This is a genomic window from Stenotrophomonas maltophilia group sp. Smal17 (assembly GCF_030237045.1).
Lineage (GTDB): Bacteria > Pseudomonadota > Gammaproteobacteria > Xanthomonadales > Xanthomonadaceae > Stenotrophomonas > Stenotrophomonas forensis.
The window spans coordinates 1-22,372 of record NZ_JASJSU010000009.1 but is presented as its reverse complement, the minus strand read 5'-3'; the positions used below and the strand labels follow the sequence as shown (position 1 = coordinate 22,372).

Genomic DNA, 22,372 nt, shown 5'->3' with positions numbered 1-22,372 from the left:
ACCGCTGTTTCAACGCGGACGCATGACGGTCCACCACGGCCAGCGCTGCTCGATGCGGATCGGCAGGGCCCGGACCAACAGTTGCAGGGCCTGCAGGCTGTCCAGGCGTGGCAGTACAGCGGTGACGTTCAATGCGGCGAGCGCCGGATCACACCCGAGGTAACCGCGATGGTGGCGGGCGAGCTCGTCGATGACGCGGATCAGGGGCACGTCCTGCACCTGCAGTCGGCCCTCCTGCCAGTCGCCACGCAGCGGATCGGCATCGACCGCCGACAGTCCGCCTAGTGGACCGATCCGTACCGCCCCGCCTGCGGGTACGTCCTGCGCCGCGCCGAACAGCGGCAGGCAGCGCACCGCGCCCTCGAACACATCCAGGCGACTGCCCTGCGGCTCACGGCCGACCGCGAAGCGGGTGCCGATCGGCTGCAGGCGCGCGCCCGGTACATGCACCGACAGCGGCAGATGGGCAAATGCGGGCAGATGCCCGGTCTGCAGCAGCAGTTCGCCGCGCAGCAGATGCAGGTTGCGGCGGCCGTTGCCGATGTCGATCGACACTTCACTGTCGGCGTTGAGCCACAGCCGGCTGCCATCGGCCAGGGTCCAGTGGCCTGTGTGTCCGGCGGCGGTGCGCTGCGTCTGCAGGCCGCGCTGCAGCTGCACGGCGTGCAGGCCGAGCAACGAGAAGGCGCCAAGGCCGAGGGCGCCGCCGAGGCCGCGCAGTGCCTGCCGGCGGCGACGGCCAGCAGCATCCAGCGCCCTCGCTGCCGCGGGAGCCGACAACGGCGCGAACGACTGCCAGACCGACTCGACCCGCTGCCAGGCATCGGCGTGGCCGGCATCGGCGTGCAGCCATGCGCGCCAGCGCTGCTGGTCGCCGTCACTCCAGCCCTGCTGGCGCAGCGCGAACCACTCCGCGGCCTGTTCCAGCGCCGGGCTGGCGAGCGCGCTGCTCATGCCGTGGCGTCGCCGGACAAGCGCAGGCAATGCAGCATCGCCTGCGCCATGTACTTCTTGACCATCCGCTCGGACACGCCAAGCTGTTGACCGATCTCCGCATAGCCGAATCCGGACAGCCGTGCCAGCAGGAAGGCACGCCGTGGTCGCTCGGCCAGGCCGGACAGCATGTCGGCGATGGCATGCAGCAGCTGCAATGCCTGCGTGCGTTCTTCCGCAGACGGGTGCACCGGCTCCGGTTGCGCGGCCAGCGCGGCCAGATAGGCACGCTCCAGGTCGGCGCGCTGCCAGTGGTTGACCAGCAGCGCGTGCGCGATGGTGCTGAGGTAGGCGCGTGGCAGGCGCAGCTCGGACGGATCGACGCGACGGCTGAGCAGGCGCAGGAAGGTGTCCTGGGTCAGGTCGGCCGCGCAGTCTGCGTTGTGGGTGCGGCGGCGCAGCCAGCCCAGCAGCCAACCATGGTGTTCGCGGTAGAACCCCGCCAGCGCAGTGCTGGAGGCGGCGGGCACGGCCATCGGCATTGATCATTAATGAGAATGATTCCCATTATAGAATGATCGTGCGTCACTCGACAAACCTTGTGCAGCCAGGGCGCGAGGAGGGTGGATTTGCGATGCGCCCCTGCGCTCGCCGACACTGCGGTTTTCCACAAGGAGTGTCCGCATGTTCAGCCACATCACCGTTGGAACGAACGACATGGAGGCCGCGCACCGCTTCTATGAGGCCCTGTTCACCGCCCTCGGTGCGCGCCCGGGGGTGTTCGACGACAAGGGGCGACTGGTGTACTTCAAGGACGGCCGGATGTTCATCGTCACCGCCCCCATCGATGGTGAGCCGGCGTGCCATGCCAACGGCGGCACCATCGGCTTCACCCTGGACAGTGCCGAGGCCGTGCGCGGCTGGCAGGACGCCGGCGTGGCCCATGGCGGCACCGCCATCGAAGACCCGGCCGGCATCCGCAACATGGCCGGACGCCAGCTGTTCCTGGCCTACCTGCGCGATCCGGACGGCAACAAGCTGTGCGCGGTGCATGTGATGTCGTGATGCAAGGCGCGCACGGCGGCGCGCGCGCGATAGCACGAAAGCGCGCGCGCGGGCCGTGACCCGCGGCCGCGACTTCATGCTCTGTCCACTGCGGTTCAGCCAGAATCGGTCGGCTAATCCTTTGATCTGCCGGAGAACGCCGCCCCATGGAAGCCTTGGAGCCGCAACAATCCCCGGTGCGCACCCTTCGGCCTGTGTTCGCCTTCGCGGCGATCGTTGTCGTGGCGTTCGCGCTGTTCGTCAGCCTGTTTCCGCTGGGCGCGGGCCGCCTGCTGGTCAAGGCCCAGGACTGGGCCGCGCTCAATGTCGGCTGGTACTACCTGCTGGCGATGACCCTGTACCTGGTATTCGTGGTCGGCGTGGCGCTTTCCAAGTATGGCGGCATCAAGCTTGGTGCCGACCATGACGAGCCGGAGTTCAGCTATCTGTCCTGGGCCGGCATGCTGTTCGCCGCGGGCATCAGCATCACCTTGTTCTTCTTCTGCGTGTCTGAACCACTGACCCATTACCTGCAGCCGCCGCAGGGCGACCCCGCAGCGGGTGAGGCCGGTGCGCGCCAGGCCATGCAGCTGCTGTTCCTGCATTGGGGCCTGCATGGCTGGGGCGTGTTTGCGCTGGCGGCAATGGCGATGGCCTATTTCGCCTACCGCCATAACCTGCCGCTGGCGCTGCGTTCGGCGCTGTACCCGCTGATCGGCAAGCGCATCAACGGCCCGATCGGCTACACCGTGGATGCGCTGGGCATCGTCGCCACCGTGTTCGGCATCGGTGCCGACATGGGCTTCGGCGTACTGCATCTCAACGCCGGCCTGTCGCATCTGTTCAACATCCCGCACTCCAACCTGGTGCAGATCATCCTGGTGGTCAGCATGATGGGCGCAGCGGTGGCCGTGGCTGTCTCCGGCGTGGAGAAGGGCGTGCGCTGGATGGCCAACATCAACATGCTGCTGGCGATCGCGCTGGTGCTGTTCATGCTGTGCGCCGGCCCCACGCAGTACCTGCTCAGCACTTTGATGCAGAACCTGGGCGACTACCTGGGCAGCGTGGTCGGCAAGAGCTTCGACGTGTACGCCTATGGCGGCCGCCCGGAGTGGCTGGGTGGCTGGACGGTGTTCTACTGGGCCTGGTGGATCGGCTGGGCGCCGTTCGTCGGCCTGTTCATCGCGCGCATCTCGCGTGGCCGCACCATCCGCGAATTCGTGTTCGGCGTGCTGCTGATACCGCTCGGTTTCACCCTGGCGTGGCTATCGATCTTCGGCAACAGCGCGCTGGACCAGGTGCTGCACCATGGCCAGCAGCAACTGGCGCAACTGGCGGTGGATGATCCACCCACCGTGCTGTACGCGCTGCTGGACGGCTATCCGTGGAGCAAGGCAGTGATCGCGGTGACGGTGTTCGTCAGTTTCATTTTCTTCGTGACATCGGCTGACTCCGGCGCGGTGGTGCTGTCCACGCTGTCCTCGCATGGCGGTGCGCCGGAGGATGACGGCCCGCGCTGGCTGCGTGTGTTCTGGGGCACGGTGATCGCGGTGCTGACCGCCGGCCTGCTGCTGGCCGGCAGTATCGATGCGCTGAAATCGGCGGTGGTGCTGGCGTCGCTGCCGTTCTCGGCGGTGTTGTTGCTGATGATGTGGGGCCTGACCCGCGCCTTCAGTGACGAATCGCACCGCAAGCGCGCGCTGCAGTACCGTCCCTCGCCGCTGATCGGTGACGACCGCCACCACCAGGGCTGGCGCCAGCGCCTGAGCCAGGCCATGCACTTCCCGGTGCGCGACCAGGTCTACCGCTTCATGGACGACACCGTGAAGCCAGCGATGGAGGCGGTGGCCGAGCAGTTGCGCGGGCAGGGCTGGGATGTGGCCACGCGATTCGAGGCCGGCGACATGGAGTTGACGGTGAATCACGGCGAGCAGCAGGACTTCCTGTACCGGGTGATCCTGAGTGGCTACCTGACGCCGTCGTTCGCCGCGCAACAGCTGCGCAACCAGCGCTACTACCGCGCCGAGGTGCATCTGTTCGAGGGCAGCCAGGACTACGACCTGGTCGGCTACAGCCGCAAGCAGATCATCAACGACATCATCAGCCAGTACGAACGGCACCTGCAGTTCCTGCACCTCAGCCGTTGATGCACGAACGCCGGGCATTCCCCCGGCGGTCGGTGGTAGTGCCGGCCGCTGGCCGGCAGCACAAATGGGGCGGCGCATCACCGCCGCCCCGTTGCCGCATCAGAACCGGTAGCGCGCCCCCAGCGAGACGAACTGCCCGCGCAGGTTGTACTGGCTGATGTCGAAGCCGTTGGAGCCGCCGGCCGGGTCGAACGGCGGGTCCCTGTCGGTCAGGTTCAGCACCGACAGCGACAGCGTGGTGTTGGCAATGCCTTCGTATGCCACGTACAGATCCAATTGGTGATACGGCTTGATGCGGTCGCGCAGGCCCGGGTTGCTGGTCGCCGTCGCCACGCGCTGGTCGTAGCCGCTCACGTACTGCAGGCTCAGCGTGCTGCTCCAGTCGCCCACCGCCCAGTTCAGCGAGGTGGTGCCGCGGGTGCGCGGCAGTGCGCCGTGGCGGTTGTTGCCGGCACCGTCATACGGGGCCTGGCCGGCCACCAGCGGCTGCTTGAAGCTGAGCAGGTGGGTCCAGCTGCCGGCCACGGTGAAGTTGCCCCAGCCGTCGGTGCGGAAGGTGCGGCTGGCGTCGAGGTCCAGCCCCGAGGTGGTCAGTTCGCCCTGGTTGGCGTACTGGTTGGTGATGAACTGGATGCGTCCGTTCTCGCGTTGTACGCGGCCGGGGAACAGGGTCGGGTTGTCGACGATGAACTGCGCACTGTCAGGCTTGACCAGGTTGTCCTGTTCGATGCGGTACCAGTCCAGGCCGATGCTGGTATCGCCATCCGGCGACCACACCGCACCCACGTTGAAATTGCGCGAGCGCTCGGCCTTCAGGTCCGGGTTGCCGGTGCGGATGTTGGTCACGCCGCGGCTGCCACCCGGTTGCAGTGGGTCGAACGGATCGATCACCGAGCCGTAGCTGACGGTCTGGCCCGGCGCGATCTCCGGCAGCGACGGCGCGCGGAAGCCGCGTGAGAACGAGCCGCGCAGCAGCAGGCTGTCCAGCGGCTGCCAGCGCAGCGCCACTTTCGGCGAGAACGCCTTGCCGAAGTCATCGTAGTGGTCGCCGCGACCAGCCAGCTGCAGCTCCAGCGTGCGATGCAGCGGCACGCTCAGTTCGGCGTACGCGGCACTGACCTGGCGCTCGCCGTTGACCACGTTGATGGCCGGGCGCAGTTCGGTACCGGACAGCACCTGCGCACTGGTACGCGCATCCAGCGATTCCTTGCGGAATTCGGCGCCCCAGGCGAAGCCGACCGCACCGGCCGGCAGCTCCCACAGCGAGGTCGAGGCCTTCACGTTCAACGAGTGCAACCTGTACCACCCCGGGCGCTTGGTCTGCAGGCGCAGGGCATCGAGTGCGGCCGGCGTAGCGGACGGGTTGAGGAAGTTGTAGCTGCCATCGCGCAGGATCTGCTCGAACGCGTAGCGGTTGACGAAGTTGTCCACGTACTCGCGCTGTGCACTCTGCGAAGTCAGCGCGGCCACTTCCCAGTCCCAGCGCTCGCCGCTGCCGCGGACGCCGGCCAGCGCGCGGTAGAACACCTGGGTGTTGTCCTTCAGGCGCGGGCCGAGATCGAAGAAGGTGTACTCGAATGGCAACGGCGTGCTGCCCGGGTTGTTCGGGTGGCCGACCGGCAGCACCGCCGGCACGTCGATCAGGGTGCCGGTGGCCGGGTTGTAGGCGCGCAGGCCGGGGCCGACGGTGAGCGGCGCGCTGAAGATCTGGTCGGCCTTGTTGTGGCTGTACAGCACGTCGGCGAATGCCTCGACGCTGTCATTGAAGCGGTAGGTCGCACTCAACGACGCCTGCAGGCGCTCGGCGCCGGGCTGCAGGGTCTTGAACGGTTGCGCGTTGAAGGCGCAGGCCTGGCCGGGCAGGGTGCTGCCGAAATCGCTGTACGGACGCAGCTGGCTGCCGTCAGGGCAGTTGGCGAACGGCTGCGGCGCGCGTGGGTTGGACAGCCAGTTGCCGCCGGCAGTGGACCAGCCGGCCAGGCGGCCACCGGGCTTGTCGCGGAAATCGCCGCTGCGGGTGTAGGCGCGCTGATCGGCGTCGAGGCGATCTCGCTTGAGCAGGTCCAGCCCGAACAGCACGTTCCAGCCCTGCTGTTCGAGGTCACCGAAGCCAGCCAGCAGGTTGGCCTTGCGTTCGTCGAGGCCGCCCTGGGTAGCGGTGCCGAAACCGCCGCCGACCTCCACGCCCTGGAAGTTCTTTCGCAGGATGATGTTGATGACGCCGGCGATGGCATCGGAACCGTACACCGCCGAGGCACCGTCCTTCAGCACTTCGATGCGTTCGACCGCGCTGATCGGCAGTGCGTTGAGGTCGACGAAGGTATCCTGCGTGTTGAGCGCGAAACCGAAGTTGGACACGCGATAGCCGTTGACCAGCACCAGCGTGTTCTTCGGCGACAGGCCACGCAGGCCGATCGAGGCCGAGCCGGCGGCGAAGCTGCCGGTGTACTGCTCATCGAAGCTGTTGCCGGCATTGGCCGACAGGTTGCGCAGCACGTCGGTGAGGGTGGAGCGGCCGGTCTGCTCGATCTGTTCGCGGCTGACGATCTGCACCGGGTTGGGCCCGGCGGTATCGCTGCGCTTGATGTTGGAGCCGGTCACCAGCACGGCGCCGAGGGTGGTGCTGTCCTTGCCGGTGTCGGCAGTTTCAGCGGCGCCGGCAGTCCCGGCGGAAAGGCCCAGCGCGATGGCGCCGGCAAGCAGGTTCAGGGTGGTGCGGTACATGGAAGCGACAACGCCAAACGGGGGAGGAGCCTCCAGTACCGCACGCAGCTACATGCGCCTTCCAATGACGAAAGCGCATTCAGTTATACATCACAGGTTCTTAACGAAATGACTGCTTCCTGCTTTCGGTGGGTGCGGACCGTTGGTCCGCACGCTGCTGTAGAGCCGAGCCTACGCTCGGCTCCGCACACTTACCGGAAAGCAGCCGAGCATGGCTCGGCTCTACAGGAGGCAATGCCAGCCCATCAAGGCCGCAGCAGCACCTTGCCGTTGCGCCCCGAGCCGCCCGCGGCCTTCGCTGCCTGGGCAATGTCATCCAATGCGAAGACCCGCTCCACCGGCAGGGTCAGTTCGCCGCCGGCGGCGCGCTTCAGCAGTTCGCCGACCAGCCGCCGCTTGTCCTCCACCGCCATCGCCTGGCTGACCTTGCTGCCCCAGAAGCCCTTCACCGTAGCCTCCTTGTAGATCAGGCCACCGGCGGGGATGTGCATCGGCTGGCCGCTCATCACGCCGAACGAGACCAGGGTGCCGTGGTGGCCAAGCAGGTCGACCAGGTCGCCGCTGGCGTCGCCGCCGATGGAATCGACTGCCGCCGCTGCCTGCGCTTCGCCCGTTGCCGCGCGCACGCGATCCTTCCAGCCGTCCAGCGAGGTATCGAATACGTGATCGATGCCGAGTGCCTGCAGCTGCGCGACCGCGTCGGCGTTGCGCACCAGGTTGGCCACGTGCACGCCGCGCGCCCGCGCCAGCATCGCCAGCGACTTGCCGACGGCCCCGTTGGCGGTGTTCTGCACGATCCACTGGCCCGGCTCGACGTGCAGGAACTCCAGCAGCATCAGCGCGCTCAGCGGCATCGCGATCAGCTGTGCGGCCATCTCGTCGGCGATGGCGTCCGGCATCGGAATCACCATGCGCGCCGGTGCGATGAAGGCTTCGGCCCAGGTGCCGTGCACCGAGGCGGCGGCCACCCGCTGGCCGATCTGCAGGCCGTCGACGCCTTCGCCGAGGGCATCGATCACGCCCAGGGCTTCGCTGCCAGCGATGGCCGGCAGGGTCGGCTTGTAGCCGTACAGGCCACGCACGGTCAGCAGGTCGTGGTTGTGGATCGAGGCCAGCACGGTACGGATGCGCACCTCGCCGGGGCCGGGTTCGGGCAGGGCCACATCGGCAACGGCAAGGACATCGGCCGGGTCGGCGAAGGAAGCGTACTGGGCAGCGCGCATGGGCGGTGTTCCGGGGAAAGTGGAGGTTGTACCGAACTGGGGACGAGGGCGCGGTCGACAAGGCGTCGCCGCTGCAACACGGCATCCTGCGACGGATCGTCGCGTCATGTCGTGATTACCTCATCTTGTGTTGACGGCTCGGAATATCCCCACTATGTTGTGGCCGTCACTCCCGGTCAGCCGCCGCCGCCGGACATGCAGCAAACGTCCCGCGGCCCGCCCCTGAAGGCTTGCCGTGTCGACGCGGCCGCCATCGCGCGGACACAGGTCGCCCCCACGGCCCGGATACCGGCCGCAGGCGCAGGCTCTTGCCGACGACCTGATGATCCCGTGCGTTGGCATCCCACCCCGATCGCCCCGTGCGCCGGTATCGCGTGCAGGGCTGCCACGGCATCGACGCCGCTGTGCGTGCGAGCCTGGAGACGCAGGACCATGACCGACAACACCTACCGCGCGGCCGATCTGGCCGGCGCCGGCGACGCTTTGCGCGCTGGCGGCGAGCGCGTGCCGACCTGGATCACCAAGGAGGCCGGCAACCGTCGCCTGCCGTTCGACGCCGAGCGCCTGCAGCGCAGCATCGATACCGTGCACGCGGAGTTCCCGCAGCTGGATGTAAGCGACTATCGCCGCGTGGTGCAGGCGATGGTCGAGCGCAAGCCGAGCCTCAGTGCCGATGACCTGGTCGACCTGCTGATCCGCGAGGCCGAATCGCGCGTGGACCTGGTCGCGCCGGAGTGGGAGCAGTTCGCCGCACGCATCTACCTGCGCCGCCTGTACAAGCGCGCCAGCCGCAATCGCTTCTATGACGTCAGCCTGAAGTACGGCTCGTACGTGGGCCTGCAGGAAAGCCTCGCCGACCGTGGCATCTACAGCAACGACATCCTGCGCTGCTATTCCAAGGAAGAGCTGCAGCAGGCCGGCGAAATGATCGAGCCGGAACGCGATCGCCTGTTCGCCTACAACGGCCTGTACCTGCTGGCCACGCGCTACCTGGCCAGCGACCGCAGCCGCGAGGTCTACGAACTGCCGCAGGAGCGCTGGCTGACCATCGCGCTGTACCTGATGCAGGAAGAAAAGCCGCGGGAGCGGCGCATGCAGCTGGTCGGCGAGGCCTACTGGGCGCTGTCCAACCTGTACATGACCGTGGCCACGCCGACCCTGGCCAATGCCGGCAAGGTCGGTGGCCAGCTGTCCAGCTGCTTCATCGACACGGTGGATGACAGCCTGCAGGGCATCTATGACTCCAACACCGATATCGCGCGCGTGTCCAAGCACGGTGGTGGTGTGGGCGCCTATCTGGGCTACGTGCGCAGCAGTGGCGCACCGATCCGTGGCGTGCCCAATTCCTCCGGCGGCGTGGTGCCGTGGATCAAGCAGCTCAACAATACCGCCGTCTCGGTCGACCAGCTCGGCCAGCGCAAGGGCGCGGTGGCGGTGTACCTGGACATCTGGCACCGCGATATCGAGGCTTTCCTCGATCTTCGCCTGAACAACGGTGACCAGCGCCTGCGCGCGCACGATGTGTTCACCTCGGTGTGCGTGCCGGACCTGTTCATGGAAGCGGTCGAGCGCCGTGCCGACTGGTACCTGTTCGACCCGCACGAAGTGAAGAGCGCCAAGGGCTGGTACCTGCAGGACTTCTACGATGAGAAGCGCGGCTCGGGCAGCTTCCGCGACCGCTATGCCGAGCTGGTGGCCGACGAGCGCATCAGCCGCCGCACGGTGAAGGCGATCGACCTGTTCAAACGGATCATGCTCAGCCAGCTGGAGACCGGCAACCCGTTCCTGTTCTACCGCGACGAGGTCAACCGCAAGAACCCGAACAAGCACGCGGGCATGGTCTATTCCAGCAACCTGTGCACCGAGATCCTGCAGAACATGAGCCCGACGCGGATGATCCAGGAGATCGTCAGCGGCGACCAGATCGTCACCACCCGCCGCGCGGGCGACTTCGTGGTCTGCAACCTGTCCTCGATCAACCTCGGTCGTGCGATCAGTGCGCCGGATGACCTGCTTGCCACCGACGTGCTGGAGCGCCTGATCCCGATCCAGGTGCGCATGCTCGACAACGTGATCGACCTCAACGCGTTGCCGGTGCCGCAGGCCACGATCACCAACCGCAAGTACCGCGCCATCGGCCTGGGCACCTTCGGCTGGCACCACCTGCTGGCGCAGCAGGCGATCCAGTGGGAATCGCCCGATGCCGAACAGCTGGCCGACCGCCTGTACGAGCGCATCAACTTCCTGACCATCCAGGCCAGCGCGCAGCTGGCCAAGGAGAAGGGCAGCTACCCGATGTTCGCTGGCAGCGACTGGCACAACGGCCGTTACTTCGGTGACCGTGGCTACAGTGGCGCGGCCTGGGACAGCCTGGCCCGCGAGGTCGCCACGCATGGCCTGCGCAACGGCTGGCTGCTGGCGGTGGCGCCGAACATGAGCACCGCGCAGATTGCCGGTTCCACCGCATCGATCGATCCGATCTACAGCGCGTTCTACTACGAGGAAAAGAAGGACTTCCGGCGGCCGGTGGCCGCGCCCGGCCTGTCGCTGGAGACCTGGCCGTATTACGAAAAGGGCGCCTACAAGGTCGACCAGTTCGCCAGCGTGCGCCAGAACGCGCGGCGCCAGCGCCACGTGGACCAGTCGATCAGCTTCAACCTGTACGTGCCCAGCACGATCCGCGCCAGCACGCTGCTGGAGCTGCACCTGAGCGCGTGGCGCGAAGGCCTGAAGACCACCTACTACGTGCGCTCCAACGACATCGACATCAGCGAATGCGAGTGGTGCGCGAGCTGACCAACGGTAGTGCCGGCCGCTGGCCGGCAACACGGTAGAAATAGAACGAAGGCAGAAAACCATGGCAACCCCCCTCGACCGCATCAAGATCCTCGAACCGCGTCATCCCAACCGCAGCACGGGGATCATCAACGGACGCACCAGTGGCATCCTGAACTGGAACGACATTCCGTATCCGTCGTTCTATCGGGCCTACAAGGAACTGTCGACCAACTTCTGGATCCCCGACGAAGTCGACATGAAGGCCGACGCGCGCCAGTACGGCGAGCTGTCCGGGCGCGAGAAGAATGCCTACGACTCGATCATCGGCCTGCTCGCCACGCTGGATTCGCCGCAGACCCGCTTCATCTACAACGTGGCCGAGTACATCACCGATCCGGCCGCGCATGCCAACGCGGCGATCATCGGCCAGCAGGAGGTGATCCACAACGAGAGCTACAGCTATGTGCTGGCCTCGATCACCGACCTGCCGAACCAGAACCGCGTGTTCGAGCTGGCGCGCACCCATCCGACCATCATCAAGCGCAATGCGCCCATCATGGGCGCGTATGACGACTTCATGCGCGAGAAGACCGCCGAGACGCTGCTGAAGTCGCTGATCCAGTCCTCGATCCTGGAAGGCATCAATTTCTATTCCGGTTTCGCGTACTTCTACAACATGGTGCGGCAGAACCGCATGACCGGCACCGGCAAGATCATCAGCTTCATCAACCGCGACGAGCTGGCTCACACCAAGTTCATCAGCGAGCTGATCCGCGCCATCATCGGCGAGAACCCGGAGCTGCAGACCAACGAACTGACCGCCTATGTGCACCAGGCGTTCGAGCATGCCATCGAGCTGGAGACCCAGTGGTCGTCGGAAGTGCTGGATGGCATCGACGGCATCGATGTGGAGGAGATGACGCGCTACGTGAAGTACCGGGCCAACAAGATGGCCGGCATGCTCGGCATCGAGCGCCTGTACAGCGACACCACCGACAACGTGATGCCGTGGATCAAGGCCTACGCCGACAACTTCACCGAGACCAAGACCGACTTCTTCGAGATGCGCAATGCAAGTTACAAGAAGACCAACGTCGACAACGGCTTCGACGACCTCTGAGCCCGGCGCGGCGCTGAGGATCCTGGTGGTGGTGGCCTCGCTGAGTGGCAACACCCGCGAGCTTGGCCGGCAGATTGCCGGGCGCTGCCGCGCTGCGGGCCACGCTGTGCACTGGCAGGAGGCGGATGACCTGCGCCAGGCGCCGCCCTTGGCGGCCGACGAGGCCGACCTGGTGCTGCTGGGCTGCTGGACCGACAACGCCGGCCGCACGCCTGCGGAAATGAAGGCTTGGGTGGCCGGCATCGCCGAGCGCGGCGAGCGGCCGCGCCAGCTGGCGGTGTTCGGAACCGGCGAGACACAGTGGGGGCAGGAGTACTACTGCGGCGCCGTGCACCGCTTGATCCGTTATTTCGGCAGCGACTACCCGCCGCTGGAGATCGAACAGATGCCGCATGGCGAGCGCCATGCCGCGGCCATCGAGGCCTGGACCGATGCGGTCCTGGCCCATTACTGGAGCAACACCGATGCAGATCATCGACGCCACCACGCCTGAGCAGTTCCAGCAGCTGCTGGCCGAACACCCGCGGGTGCTGGTGGACTTCCACAAGGACCAGTGCCCGGGATGCCGGATGCTGGAAATGTCGCTGCATCGGGTGGCGAACAGTGTGGCGGGGCAGGGCACGACCCTGTTGCGGGTGCAGCTGGAGGTGCTGGGTGAGGCGTTCTTCAGGGAACTGGGGCTGCAGCAGACGCCGACGCTGTCGCTGTTCCGTGACGGAGACGAACGACAGCGCCTGCCTGGATTCCAATCGCCGCAGCAGATTGAAGCGGCTATCGCGTTGTATCTGTAGGCCGCGATCCCGGCTTTTGTAGAGTCGAGCCATGCTCGACTGTTGTTCGCACGGTGCGCGATGAGTCGAGCATGGCTCGACTCTACAACGGGCTATGCGCCGGTGAAGGTATCCACCAGCAGCTTTACGTTCAACACCACGATCACCAGCGCGATGACCCACGCGATGCTGCCCAGCCAGCGTGGCGCCACCAGTGCGCCCATCGTCACCTTGTCGGTCACGATCCGCACCAGCGGAATGATCGCGAACGGCAGCTGCATCGACAGCACCACCTGGCTCAGCACCAGCAGCTTTACCGCGCCCTGGTCGCCGAACAGCATGATCACCACCACCACCGGAATGATCGCAAGCGCTCGGGTGATCAGGCGCCGCAGCCACGGCGGCAGGCGCAGGTGAAGGAAGCCTTCCATCACGATCTGCCCGGCCAGCGTGGCGGTCACCGTGGAGTTCAGTCCCGAGGCCAGCAGGGCGATCGCAAAGAGGGTGGCCGCCGCGCCCACGCCCAGCATCGGTGCCAGCAACTGGTGCGCCTGCTCGATGTCTTCCACATCAAAGCGGCCGTTGGCGTGGAACACCGCCGCGGCCAGGATCAGGATGCTGGCATTGATGAACAGCGCGAGGGTCAGCGCGAGGGTGCTGTCGGTGACAGCCCAGCGCAACGCGCTGCGACGCCCTTCATCCGTACGCGGGTAGGCGCGGGTCTGCACGATGGACGAATGCAGGTACAGGTTGTGTGGCATCACCGTGGCGCCGATGATGCCGATGGCGATGTACAGCGCATGCGGATCGGTCACCACCTGCGCACGCGGGATGAAGCCGCCGAGTACCGCCATCACCGGTGGCGCGGCCATTGCGATCTGCACCACGAAGCAGGCGAAGATCACCATCAGCAGCGCGATCACGAAGGCTTCCAGTGCACGGAAGCCGCGGTTCATCAGCAACAGCACCAGCAGCGTATCCAGCGCGGTGATCACTGCGCCCCACAGCAGTGGCAGGTCGAACAGCAGTTTCAGCGCGATCGCGGTGCCGATCACCTCGGCCAGGTCGCAGGCAATGATCGCCGCTTCGCACAGCGCCCATAGCGCCAGGTTCACCGGCTTGGGGTAGCGCGCGCGGCAGGCCTGGGCCAGGTCCATGCCGGTGGCGATGCCGAGCCGCGCCGACAGCGCCTGCAGGATCACCGCCATCAGGTTGGAAATGAGGATGACCGACAGCAGCAGGTAGCCGAAGCGCGAGCCGCCGGCCAGATCGGTGGCCCAGTTGCCCGGGTCCATGTAGCCGACCGAGATCATGTAGCCCGGGCCGAGGAAGGCCAGCAGGCGGAACCACCAATGGCCCTTGTCAGGCACCGCCACCGACGCGTTGAGCGCGCCCAGGCTGGCCGGAGTGGAGGCCGAATGGTCGCGGGGCGCCAAGGTGTTCATGGGTCCGAATATAGCTCCTGCTATAGTCATTAGCAATGTGAAACAATCGTCTTTATCGCGTTACTGGTCCAGAATTCAGGTTCAACACCGGAGTACACCGGAAGGACAGGCGCAGGCGTGGGCAAGACCGACGATTCGACATCGCTGAAGAGCACCCCCTTGATCGAGGCCGAGCGCCAGGTCGAGAGCTTCCGGCAAGTGCGCGAGGCGCACCGGATGGAGCTGGTGGAGGACTATGTCGAGCTGATCTCGGACCTGCTGGCCGACGGCGGCGAGGCCCGCCAGGTCGACATCGCCACCCGCCTGGGCGTGGCCCAGCCGACGGTGGCGAAGATGCTGCGGCGCCTGGCCCGCGACGGCTGGGTGGTGCAGCGGCCGTACCGTGGCGTGTTCCTGACCCCGGAAGGCGAGGCGCTGGCGCATGCCAGCCGCCAGCGCCATCAGACCGTGGAGCGTTTCCTGCTGGCGCTGGGCGTGGACGCGGATACCGCGCGCCGCGATGCCGAGGGCATCGAGCACCACGTCAGCGAACAGACGCTGGCGTTGTTCGAGGCGTTCGTGCGCAAGGCCGAGGGTGGGGCGCCGTAGCAGTAGCGCGGGCCATGCCCGGCGGCATTTCGCGCGACGCGTGCTGAGTCGAGCATGGCTCGACGCTACAGATCAGGCGGGCAACGGGCCTGTTGCTGCGCGCACGCCTGCTTCGTCCATGCCTTCAACACCGGCTGCAGTCCTTCGTAGCGCCGGCCTTGCCAGCCATTGGCCAGCACCTTGCCATCGGCATCGATCAGCACCAGGTTCGGCGGTGCCAGCCCAGCCAAGGCCTGCAGCGCCGGCATGCGCCTGGCGCGGCGCGGGTCCAGCACCGGCCACGGCATGTCCTGCGCGTGCATGTAGCGCCGCAACGCGGCCTCGCTTTCGTCCAGGCTGACGTACACCACTTCGGTATCGGCGCCGGCCTCGCGCAGGGCATCACGCACGCTGCGCAGGGTCGGCACGAAGGCGTGGCAGGGCGCGCACCAGTCGGCACCGAAATACAGTGCCACCAGTTTCGGCGGCGCCGGCCACTGCATCGGCCCCAGTGAGCGCTGCTCGGGCCGCATCAACGAGGCCGAAACCTGCGCGTGCAGGTCCGTCGCCATCGCCGGCACGGCGAGCAGCAGCGCGCCGGCCAGCAACAGTGTTCGCAGTGTGTCAGAACGCATAGCGCAGGTTGACGTACCACGAGCGCGCAAAGCGCGGCCCGTAGACGTAGTCGCTGTCACGCAGTGCACCGGTTTCCAGGTCCTTCTGGCGCTGGTCGAACACATTCTTGACGCCTGCCGCCACCGACACTTCCTGCTGCGCCTGTGCGCCCAGATGCCGGTGCCAGCGCGCACCAAGATCGGTGACCAGGAATGCGCGGGTGCGATGCAGTTCGCCCAGCCGGTTGTTCAGCACCGACATCGGGCCCGTGTGGCGCAGCGCCACGAAGGTTTCCCACGGCTCGGCCGGCATCCAGCTGAGCTGGGCCAGCCCGGTCCAGCGCGGTGTCTTCAGGTAATCGCGGCTCTCGATGACGGTGTCGCCGCCCTCGCCGGTGTCGTCGAAGATGCGCTGCGGTTCGCGGAAGCGCGAGCGATACCATGAGGCGCCGGCGGTCAGCCGCCACTGCGGCGAAGGTTGCCAGCCGAGATTGGTTTCCGCGCCCAGCACGTTGGAGCCGGAGGCGTTGTAACGCAGCTGGCTCAGCTGGCCGTCATCAGCGCGCTGGATCTCGCCCAGTGCGAAGGTGTCGCGGATGCGCGCATACGAGGCGGTGGCATCCCAGCTCCAGACCGGGTTGGCCGGGTCCGAACGCCAGTCAAAGCCGAACAGCGTGGTCAACGCGCGCTCTTCCTTCAGGCCGTCGGTGTTGTGCACGCGCACCTGTTCGCCGCCGAGGGTATCCACGTGCACGTCCTCGACGAAGATTTCCGGTGCACGGAAACCGGTGGCGATGCCGGCGCGCCATTTCAGGTTCGGCGTGGCCTGCCAGGCCAGCGCGATGCGCGGCGAGAACACCGCATTGTCCAGTTCGGAGCTCTTGTCCACACGCGCGCCGAGTACAAGGTCCACGTTGTCACGCAGGCTCCACTCGTCCTGGATGAAGGCGCCCAGGTTGTGGAAGGTCGCATCCTCCAGTACCGCAAGGCGCTGCCCGGCGCCGTTGCGGTTGTCGTCGCGCAGCGCCTCGTGCTTGTACTGCACACCGAAGGCCAACGCGTGCGCGCCCAGTCGCCAGTTCAACTGGCTGTCGATGTAGTGCAGCGGGTTGTGGGTGCGGCCGTACTGGCGCCACGAACGCGAGGCGGCACTGCCGGCCACGTTCGGGTCCAGCTGCGACGGGTCATAGCCCGGCGCCGATGGATCGGTGACCACGTCGCCGAGGCCGCCATAGAAGCTGTCGCGATCAATGTCGGCGAACGCATAGGCCAGACGGAAATCGACGTCGGCATTGATTTCCTGATCCCAGGACACGCTGCCACGGCGATACTTCGTATCCAGCGATTCGGCGATGTTGGCCAGGTATTCGGGCTGGTCCAGGCGGTTGCCGCCGCGGCGGGTTTCGTCGGTCACCTGCAGGTCCAGGCGCAGCCGCGTGCCCGGCGTGGGCGCATACCAGGCCTGCAGCCCGCCGACCTTGAGGTTCTTGCGGGTGATCTCGGTATAGCCGTCGCCGTTGTAGTCGATGCCGCTGTTCCAGTTGCGCTGTGCGATCACCGACAGCCCGGCGTCGGAATCTTTCGCGACCAGGTCCAGGCGCACATCAGCGTTCTTCTGCGGCGTGCCCTCCAATACATCCACGCCCGCCTGGACATGCCCCCCACTGCGTGCCGGCAGCGGCGGGATCAGGTTGATCACGCCGGCCACTGCGCCCGGGCCGTACAGCGCCGAGCCACCGCCCTTGACCACTTCGATGCGGTCGACGAAGCCGGCCGGAATCTGTTCCAGCCCGTACACGCTGCCGAGTGTGGACAGCAGCGGAATGCCATCGAACAGCAGCTGGTTGTAGGCGCCGGGCAGGCCGAGCAGCTGCACTTCGCTGGTGTTGCAGTTCTGGCAGTTGCTCTCCACGCGCAGGCCGTTGATCAGTTCGGCGGCGCGCGAGAAGTCGGTGGCCGCACGCAGTGCGATGTCCTCTTTGCGCAGGACCTCGGTGCGGATCGGCACGTCCGACAGCAGGCGTTCGCTGCGGGTGGCGGTACTGACCTTGACCTGCACGCGGTCCAGTTCGGTCGGCTTCGGTGAGGCGGCCAGTGCAGGCAGCGGCAGGATCAGGGCGATGGCGGCGGCCAGAGGCAGCCGATGGAAGAGCGGGGTGGCAACGTGCATGCGGGCGTCGTCCTTGGGGGAGGAAAGGCGGCGAGGGCGACCTGGCTGGAGCATATAAAAGCATCGGCTCATTGATATAGCAAGTGCTATATATCGAAGCCGCAGCAATTCTGCGCGCGCCAGGCATCCAGATGGATCATGCGAGTGTTATAACATTACATATCGAAGCCACGACCCTGCCGGTGGTCATGTACCGCGATGCACGCTTCGCGTCTTGTCAGCCGCGGCGGAAGGCGGCGGGGGTGCGGGCGCCGACGATGATCATGCGGATCATCGTGGAGATCTGCTCGACCAGTTCCGGGTCGTTCTCCGGAGGCTGGTCCATGGCCGACGCGCCCATCGCGAACACCAGGCGGGTGATCGCCATCGAGACCAGTTCCGGCTTGTGCAGGACCGCACCATCCAGGGCGGCCAGGCGCACCAGGTCGTGCTGCAGCTCTTCCTCGAAATAGTGCAGCTCGCGTTCGACGGCGTGCTTGAAATCGTCCGAGCCGACGGCCCCTTCGCGCAGCAGCACGTGCAGCAGCTTGTCGTCGGCACGCAGCTGCTCCATGAAGGTCTCCACCGACACCCGCACCACGCTGCTGGCGCTGGAGGTGGCGCGCTGGCGGGCCTCGCCGATGATGGTGCGCAGCGAGCGGCCGGCCACGTCGATCAGGGCCACGGCCAGTTCGTCCATGTCGCGGAACTGCCGATAGAAGCTGTTCGGTGCGATGCCCGCCTCGCGGGCCACTTCACGCAGGCTCAGCGTGGACAGGCTGCGGTGCGGCCCGATCAGCTTCAGCGCGGCAGCCAGCAGATCCTCGCGGCTCACCGTTCGGCGGGTCGGGCTGTTGGCATCTTCGTTCGGCGTCAGGGCGGTGGCGGCGGCCATGGGTGTTCCGGTGGGGCAAGGCTGAATCATACCCAATCCGGTTCAATATACACATGTATACACAGGTGTATGTGCGCCCGTATAGTGCGCCCATGAGCGCTGTCGTCCGTCCTTCCCTGTTTTCTCCGCACCGCTGGGTGTCGCCGACGCTGTTCGATTTCTGGGCAGGTCAGCTGAATCCTCTGTGGACCCTGCGTGAGCCGATGGCCCGCCTGGTACGGCGTGAGCCGGCCGGTGAGGGCGCGGCAACCCTGGTGCTGCGCACCAACCGGCACTGGGCCGGCATGCGCGCCGGCCAGCACGTGACCCTGAGCGTGGAAATTGAAGGACGTGTGTGGCAGCGCAGCTACAGCCCCACGGTGCTTGGGCGACGCGAGCTGGCGATTACCGTCAAGGCGGTCGAGGGCGGCCGGGTCAGCCAGCATCTGGTCAACCACGCACGGCCGGGCGAGCTGTTCCGTGTCGATGCCGCGTTCGGCGAGTTCCACATGCCCGCCGCCGCGCCGGTGCTGCTGCTGGCTGCCGGCAGCGGCATCACGCCGATGCGAAGCCTTCTGCGCGAAGCCTGCCAGCGCCCATTGGCGGCACCGGTCGACCTGTTCTACTGGGAGCGCACTGCCGCCCATCTGCAGTTCCGTGATGAACTGCAGGCGCTGGCGGCGGCGCAGCCGAATCTGCGCGTGCATCTGCTGGCCACCCGCGAAGGCGACATCCCGGCCGCGCGCATCGGCAGCCATGACCTGCAGGTGCCCGGCGATGACACGCCGCTGGCACAGCGCCATGTGCTGGCCTGCGGCCCGGATGGGTTCGTCGCCGCCGCACGTGAACGCCTGGCGCATCAGGTGGCGGGCTTCCAGGCCGAGGCCTTCACCCCGCCGGTGCCGTTGCTCGATGCCAGCAGCGAAGGCGAGGTGTCGTTGACGCTGGCACGCAGTGGCCGCCAGCTGAGCGTGCCGCGCGGCCGCTCGCTGCTGGAAAGCCTCGAAGCCCATGGCATCAAGCCCAAGCACGGCTGCCGCATGGGCATCTGCAACACCTGCACCTGTGATCGCGTCAGTGGCGCTACCCGCCACCTGCGCACCGGCGACCTGCAGTCCGAATCGGCGCAGCCGGTGCGGATCTGCGTGAGCGCGCCGACCACCGACCTGACCCTGGATCTCTGAGGACGCCTGCCATGACCCGCGCTACCGACCGTGCCCTGAGTACTGCCGAGATGCATGCCTTCGGCGAGGAACTCGACGCGATCCGCGACCGTGTGATCGGCAGCCTCGGCGCCTCCGATACCCGTTACATCCGCCGCGTGGCCGCCGCCGTGCGCTGGTTCGGCGTCGGTGGCCGTGGCCTGCTGTTCCTGGCCGCGTTCTCGCCGCTGTTCTGGATGCCGCTGCTGTGGCCGGCCGCGATCACCGGCACGCTGCTGCTGGCGCTGTCGAAGATCCTGGAGAACATGGAGCTCGGCCACAACGTCATGCACGGCCAGTTCGACTGGACCGGCGACCCCAAGCTCAATGGCAATACCTACGAGTGGGACATCGTCGCCACCGCCGACAACTGGCGCAAGACCCACAATTTCCGCCATCACACCTACACCAACGTGCGTGGCATGGACGATGACATCGGCTATGGCCTGCTGCGCATCTTCCCGGAACAGCGCTGGAAGCCGTTCTACCTGCTGCAGCCGATCATCGCGCCGATCTTCGCGCTGCTGTTCCAGTGGGGCGTGGCCGCGCAGGACCTGCGCCTGGGCCGCTGGCTGAAGGGCCGCATGAGTGCCCGTGCGATGTGGCTGCAGACCCGCCCGGTGGCGCGCAAGATGGCCCGCCAGGTGCTGAAGGACTACGTGTTCTTCCCGCTGCTGGCCGGCCCATTCTTCCTCACCGTGATGCTGGGCAACATGGTGGCCAACGGCCTGCGCAACATCTGGACCTACGTGATCATCTTCTGCGGCCACTTCACCGCCGAATCGGAAACCTTCCCGAAGGAATGCCTGCGCAATGAATCGCGTGGCCACTGGTACCTGCGCCAGCTGCGTGGTTCGTCCAACATCAGCGGCGGCTTCCTGATCAACGTGCTGTCGGGCAACCTCAGCCACCAGATCGAGCACCACTTCTACCCGGACCTGCCGGCCAACCGCTATGCGGCCATCGCCAAGGAAGTGAAGGACATCTGCCGCCGCTACGGCCAGCACTACAACAACGGCTCGCTGCCGCGCCAGTTCGGCCAGGTGGTCTGGCGCATCCTGCGCCACGCGTTCCCGAGCAAGCCGCGCCGCCTGCCGATGGCGGACATCATGTCCGCACCGGCATCGGCCAACGCGGGCTGATCCACTCAGCCCGCCTTCGCCAGGGCCGCCTGTTCGCGGTCCAGGCGACGCAGGAACACCTGCATTTCCTTGCGCGCCTGCTGGTCGCCCTTGCTGCCGGCCACGCTCAGCCCGCGCTGCCACGCCTCGCGCGCCGCCTGCGGCTGGCCACTGGCCAGCCACGCCTTGCCCAGCAGCTTCCAGGCCGCCGAGTACTGCGGATCGAGCACCACGCAGCGGCCCAGATGGGTCGCCGCGCGTACCGGGTTGCCGGCATCCAGCCAGCCCTTGCCCAGGCCGAAGCGCAGCAGCGCGCCGTCCTTGCCGCTGGCCAGCATGCATTCCAGGGCCTCGATGTTCATCAGCGCACCTCCTGCAGCAGTTCCTGCGGTCCCGGCTGGAAACGACCGCGATGGAACAGCAGGGGCGCGCCCCCGTTCTCGTGGACATCGATGATGCGGCCAGCCAGCAGCAGGTGATCACCCACCGGCCATTGCGCGTGGCGGGTACAGGTGAGGTGGGCCACCGCACCGGCAATGCGCGGCGGGGCGTCTTCGTCATCCTCCAGCATCGGCAGACCGTCGAAACGGTCGCGCACCTGTGGATCGGCGAAGCGCCGTGCCAACGCATCCTGGTCGGCTGCCAGCACGCTGATCGCAAAGCGGGTGGCGCGCTGGAAGGTGGACAGGCTTTGCGCATGCAGCGCCAGGTTCCACAGCACCAGCGGTGGCTGCAGCGATACCGGCACGAACGAGTTGATGGTCAGGCCGACCGGTTTGCCCTGCGCGTCGCGCGCGCAGACGATCGCCACGCCCGTGGGGAAATGGCCGAGCAGCCGCCGCAATGCACGCGGCGGCATCCCGACCGACGGCACCGGAGCCGGGGCGGGGAACACCCCCGCCCACGGCCCGGCGTACGGCAGTGTCTCGCCGCTCATGAGGCCCGGGCCTGGCGGTAGCGCCGGCCGACCTCGGCCCAGTTGATGATGTTGAAGAACGCACCGATGTAGTCCGGGCGACGGTTCTGGTAATGCAGGTAGTAGGCGTGCTCCCAGACATCCAGTGCCAGGATCGGCGTGTTGCCGGACAGGCCGACCGCTGCGCCCATCAGCGGGCTGTCCTGGTTGGCGCTGCTTTCAACCTGCAGGTGACCGTCGCGATCAGTGGTCAGCCACGCCCAGCCGCTGCCGAAGCGGGTCTGCGCGGCCTTGCTGAAGGCATCCTTGAACGCATCGAAGCCGCCGAGATCGCGATCGATGGCCGCGCCGAGTTCGTCATCAGGGGTGCCGCCACTGGCGCTGAGTACGGTCCAGAACAGGCTGTGGTTGGCGTGGCCACCGCCATTGTTGCGCACCGCGCCGCGCTGCGCTTCGGGCACCGCATCAAGGTTGGCGATGAGCGCCTCGACCGGTTGCGCGGCGATGCCGGCCTGCTCGAGGGCGGCATTGAGGTTGTTGACGTAGGTCTGGTGGTGCTTGCCGTGGTGGATCTCCATCGTGCGCGCATCGAAGTGCGGCTCGAGGGCATCATAGGCGTAGGGGAGCGGGGGAAGCGAGTACGACATCGAAGCAATCTCCGTGGGGAAGGCCAGCGGGCTGGCCGTGGGGAGATCGTTATCGCACCTCAACATTGGTTGAGGTCAAGCGCGGCGTAGAGGCGTGG

General features: G+C 66.8%; 20 protein-coding genes. 9 read left to right on the top strand and 11 right to left on the bottom strand.

Going from position 1 to position 22,372, the window contains the following annotated elements; translation table 11 throughout:
- Positions 1 to 9: 9 nt before the first annotated feature.
- Positions 10 to 954, bottom strand: coding sequence for a FecR domain-containing protein (locus QRO93_RS04370; RefSeq protein WP_180880778.1), 945 nt, complete (start codon positions 952 to 954; stop codon positions 10 to 12).
- Entirely contained in the window at positions 951 to 1,469 is a 519-nt protein-coding gene (locus QRO93_RS04365; RefSeq protein WP_180880777.1) for a sigma-70 family RNA polymerase sigma factor, read from the bottom strand. Before QRO93_RS04365 ends, QRO93_RS04370 begins: the two co-directional genes overlap by 4 nt.
- Before the next feature lie 148 nt (positions 1,470 to 1,617).
- On the opposite strand from QRO93_RS04365, the gene QRO93_RS04360 reads away from it, so the two are divergent.
- A complete protein-coding gene (locus QRO93_RS04360) occupies positions 1,618 to 1,998 on the top strand; it encodes a VOC family protein (protein WP_006450259.1) in 381 nt (126 codons plus the stop codon).
- A gap of 146 nt (positions 1,999 to 2,144) precedes the next feature.
- Positions 2,145 to 4,124 (top strand): choline BCCT transporter BetT, encoded by a 1,980-nt coding sequence (gene betT / locus QRO93_RS04355; RefSeq protein WP_088026253.1) that lies wholly within the window; start codon positions 2,145 to 2,147, stop codon positions 4,122 to 4,124.
- 99 nt (positions 4,125 to 4,223) lie between these two features.
- Here the strand turns inward: betT and QRO93_RS04350 are convergent, their stop codons facing one another.
- Together QRO93_RS04350 and QRO93_RS04345 are read right to left on the bottom strand one after the other, a co-directional pair.
- The gene (locus QRO93_RS04350; RefSeq protein WP_180880776.1) at positions 4,224 to 6,848 is read right to left on the bottom strand and encodes a TonB-dependent receptor; all 2,625 of its coding nucleotides are present in this window, start codon (positions 6,846 to 6,848) and stop codon (positions 4,224 to 4,226) included.
- A gap of 245 nt (positions 6,849 to 7,093) precedes the next feature.
- Complete coding sequence (locus tag QRO93_RS04345; protein ID WP_180880775.1) at positions 7,094 to 8,071, bottom strand: zinc-binding dehydrogenase; 978 nt, start codon at positions 8,069 to 8,071, stop codon at positions 7,094 to 7,096.
- A 432-nt stretch (positions 8,072 to 8,503) separates the two neighbouring features.
- Here QRO93_RS04345 and QRO93_RS04340 point away from each other — a divergent pair, with 432 nt between their 5' ends.
- From QRO93_RS04340 to QRO93_RS04325, 4 genes are all read left to right on the top strand, one after another.
- The gene (locus tag QRO93_RS04340) at positions 8,504 to 10,867 is read left to right on the top strand and encodes a ribonucleoside-diphosphate reductase subunit alpha (protein ID WP_180880774.1); all 2,364 of its coding nucleotides are present in this window, start codon (positions 8,504 to 8,506) and stop codon (positions 10,865 to 10,867) included.
- Between the two features lie 61 nt (positions 10,868 to 10,928).
- On the top strand, positions 10,929 to 11,969 hold the full coding sequence (locus QRO93_RS04335) for a ribonucleotide-diphosphate reductase subunit beta (protein ID WP_008267116.1): 1,041 nt from the start codon (positions 10,929 to 10,931) through the stop codon (positions 11,967 to 11,969).
- A 25-nt stretch (positions 11,970 to 11,994) separates the two neighbouring features.
- Positions 11,995 to 12,462: a flavodoxin gene (locus QRO93_RS04330; RefSeq protein WP_080374929.1), complete on the top strand. Its 468-nt coding sequence runs from the start codon at positions 11,995 to 11,997 to the stop codon at positions 12,460 to 12,462.
- A complete protein-coding gene (locus QRO93_RS04325; protein ID WP_285303965.1) occupies positions 12,434 to 12,760 on the top strand; it encodes a thioredoxin family protein in 327 nt (108 codons plus the stop codon). The genes QRO93_RS04330 and QRO93_RS04325 overlap by 29 nt, the downstream gene beginning before the upstream one ends.
- Before the next feature lie 92 nt (positions 12,761 to 12,852).
- Here QRO93_RS04325 and QRO93_RS04320 read toward each other — a convergent pair whose 3' ends face one another.
- Positions 12,853 to 14,184 (bottom strand): Nramp family divalent metal transporter, encoded by a 1,332-nt coding sequence (locus tag QRO93_RS04320; protein WP_180880773.1) that lies wholly within the window; start codon positions 14,182 to 14,184, stop codon positions 12,853 to 12,855.
- A gap of 117 nt (positions 14,185 to 14,301) precedes the next feature.
- Between QRO93_RS04320 and mntR the strand changes: the two genes are divergently transcribed.
- Positions 14,302 to 14,772, top strand: a complete 471-nt coding sequence (gene mntR / locus QRO93_RS04315; protein ID WP_005413716.1) for a manganese-binding transcriptional regulator MntR — start codon at positions 14,302 to 14,304, stop codon at positions 14,770 to 14,772.
- A gap of 65 nt (positions 14,773 to 14,837) precedes the next feature.
- Here mntR and QRO93_RS04310 read toward each other — a convergent pair whose 3' ends face one another.
- From QRO93_RS04310 to fabR, 3 genes are all read right to left on the bottom strand, one after another.
- The gene (locus QRO93_RS04310; RefSeq protein WP_180880771.1) at positions 14,838 to 15,386 is read right to left on the bottom strand and encodes a thioredoxin-like domain-containing protein; all 549 of its coding nucleotides are present in this window, start codon (positions 15,384 to 15,386) and stop codon (positions 14,838 to 14,840) included.
- The gene (locus tag QRO93_RS04305) at positions 15,376 to 17,535 is read right to left on the bottom strand and encodes a TonB-dependent siderophore receptor (protein ID WP_180880769.1); all 2,160 of its coding nucleotides are present in this window, start codon (positions 17,533 to 17,535) and stop codon (positions 15,376 to 15,378) included. The genes QRO93_RS04310 and QRO93_RS04305 overlap by 11 nt, the downstream gene beginning before the upstream one ends.
- 217 nt (positions 17,536 to 17,752) lie before the next feature.
- Complete coding sequence (gene fabR / locus QRO93_RS04300; RefSeq protein WP_053449970.1) at positions 17,753 to 18,409, bottom strand: HTH-type transcriptional repressor FabR; 657 nt, start codon at positions 18,407 to 18,409, stop codon at positions 17,753 to 17,755.
- 92 nt (positions 18,410 to 18,501) lie between these two features.
- On the opposite strand from fabR, the gene QRO93_RS04295 reads away from it, so the two are divergent.
- Together QRO93_RS04295 and QRO93_RS04290 are read left to right on the top strand one after the other, a co-directional pair.
- Complete coding sequence (locus tag QRO93_RS04295; protein ID WP_053449969.1) at positions 18,502 to 19,572, top strand: ferredoxin reductase; 1,071 nt, start codon at positions 18,502 to 18,504, stop codon at positions 19,570 to 19,572.
- A gap of 11 nt (positions 19,573 to 19,583) precedes the next feature.
- The gene (locus QRO93_RS04290; protein WP_008266479.1) at positions 19,584 to 20,732 is read left to right on the top strand and encodes an acyl-CoA desaturase; all 1,149 of its coding nucleotides are present in this window, start codon (positions 19,584 to 19,586) and stop codon (positions 20,730 to 20,732) included.
- Positions 20,733 to 20,737: 5 nt separating this feature from the next.
- On the opposite strand, the gene QRO93_RS04285 is transcribed toward QRO93_RS04290, so the two are convergent.
- Genes QRO93_RS04285 through QRO93_RS04275 form a run of 3 tightly spaced genes read right to left on the bottom strand, consistent with a single transcriptional unit; the run spans position 20,738 to position 22,274 of the window.
- Positions 20,738 to 21,073 (bottom strand): lipopolysaccharide assembly protein LapB, encoded by a 336-nt coding sequence (locus QRO93_RS04285; protein ID WP_008267331.1) that lies wholly within the window; start codon positions 21,071 to 21,073, stop codon positions 20,738 to 20,740.
- Complete coding sequence (locus QRO93_RS04280; protein WP_285303964.1) at positions 21,073 to 21,648, bottom strand: flavin reductase family protein; 576 nt, start codon at positions 21,646 to 21,648, stop codon at positions 21,073 to 21,075. Before QRO93_RS04280 ends, QRO93_RS04285 begins: the two co-directional genes overlap by 1 nt.
- On the bottom strand, positions 21,645 to 22,274 hold the full coding sequence (locus QRO93_RS04275) for a superoxide dismutase (RefSeq protein ID WP_053449967.1): 630 nt from the start codon (positions 22,272 to 22,274) through the stop codon (positions 21,645 to 21,647). Before QRO93_RS04275 ends, QRO93_RS04280 begins: the two co-directional genes overlap by 4 nt.
- Positions 22,275 to 22,372: the final 98 nt, after the last annotated feature.

What these genes read in the sequence shown, in the direction of transcription:
- QRO93_RS04275 (WP_053449967.1), bottom strand. Translation starts at nt 22,274, where the DNA reads ATGTCGTACTCGCTTCCCCCGCTCCCCTACGCCTATGATGCCCTCGAG.
- QRO93_RS04335 (WP_008267116.1), top strand. Translation starts at nt 10,929, where the DNA reads ATGGCAACCCCCCTCGACCGCATCAAGATCCTCGAACCGCGTCATCCC.
- QRO93_RS04320 (WP_180880773.1), bottom strand. Translation starts at nt 14,184, where the DNA reads ATGAACACCTTGGCGCCCCGCGACCATTCGGCCTCCACTCCGGCCAGC.
- QRO93_RS04305 (WP_180880769.1), bottom strand. Translation starts at nt 17,535, where the DNA reads ATGCACGTTGCCACCCCGCTCTTCCATCGGCTGCCTCTGGCCGCCGCC.
- QRO93_RS04360 (WP_006450259.1), top strand. Translation starts at nt 1,618, where the DNA reads ATGTTCAGCCACATCACCGTTGGAACGAACGACATGGAGGCCGCGCAC.
- QRO93_RS04285 (WP_008267331.1), bottom strand. Translation starts at nt 21,073, where the DNA reads ATGAACATCGAGGCCCTGGAATGCATGCTGGCCAGCGGCAAGGACGGC.
- QRO93_RS04370 (WP_180880778.1), bottom strand. Translation starts at nt 954, where the DNA reads ATGAGCAGCGCGCTCGCCAGCCCGGCGCTGGAACAGGCCGCGGAGTGG.
- QRO93_RS04325 (WP_285303965.1), top strand. Translation starts at nt 12,434, where the DNA reads ATGCAGATCATCGACGCCACCACGCCTGAGCAGTTCCAGCAGCTGCTG.
- QRO93_RS04310 (WP_180880771.1), bottom strand. Translation starts at nt 15,386, where the DNA reads ATGCGTTCTGACACACTGCGAACACTGTTGCTGGCCGGCGCGCTGCTG.
- QRO93_RS04365 (WP_180880777.1), bottom strand. Translation starts at nt 1,469, where the DNA reads ATGGCCGTGCCCGCCGCCTCCAGCACTGCGCTGGCGGGGTTCTACCGC.
- QRO93_RS04340 (WP_180880774.1), top strand. Translation starts at nt 8,504, where the DNA reads ATGACCGACAACACCTACCGCGCGGCCGATCTGGCCGGCGCCGGCGAC.
- QRO93_RS04280 (WP_285303964.1), bottom strand. Translation starts at nt 21,648, where the DNA reads ATGAGCGGCGAGACACTGCCGTACGCCGGGCCGTGGGCGGGGGTGTTC.
- fabR (WP_053449970.1), bottom strand. Translation starts at nt 18,409, where the DNA reads ATGGCCGCCGCCACCGCCCTGACGCCGAACGAAGATGCCAACAGCCCG.
- betT (WP_088026253.1), top strand. Translation starts at nt 2,145, where the DNA reads ATGGAAGCCTTGGAGCCGCAACAATCCCCGGTGCGCACCCTTCGGCCT.
- QRO93_RS04290 (WP_008266479.1), top strand. Translation starts at nt 19,584, where the DNA reads ATGACCCGCGCTACCGACCGTGCCCTGAGTACTGCCGAGATGCATGCC.
- QRO93_RS04345 (WP_180880775.1), bottom strand. Translation starts at nt 8,071, where the DNA reads ATGCGCGCTGCCCAGTACGCTTCCTTCGCCGACCCGGCCGATGTCCTT.
- QRO93_RS04350 (WP_180880776.1), bottom strand. Translation starts at nt 6,848, where the DNA reads ATGTACCGCACCACCCTGAACCTGCTTGCCGGCGCCATCGCGCTGGGC.
- QRO93_RS04295 (WP_053449969.1), top strand. Translation starts at nt 18,502, where the DNA reads ATGAGCGCTGTCGTCCGTCCTTCCCTGTTTTCTCCGCACCGCTGGGTG.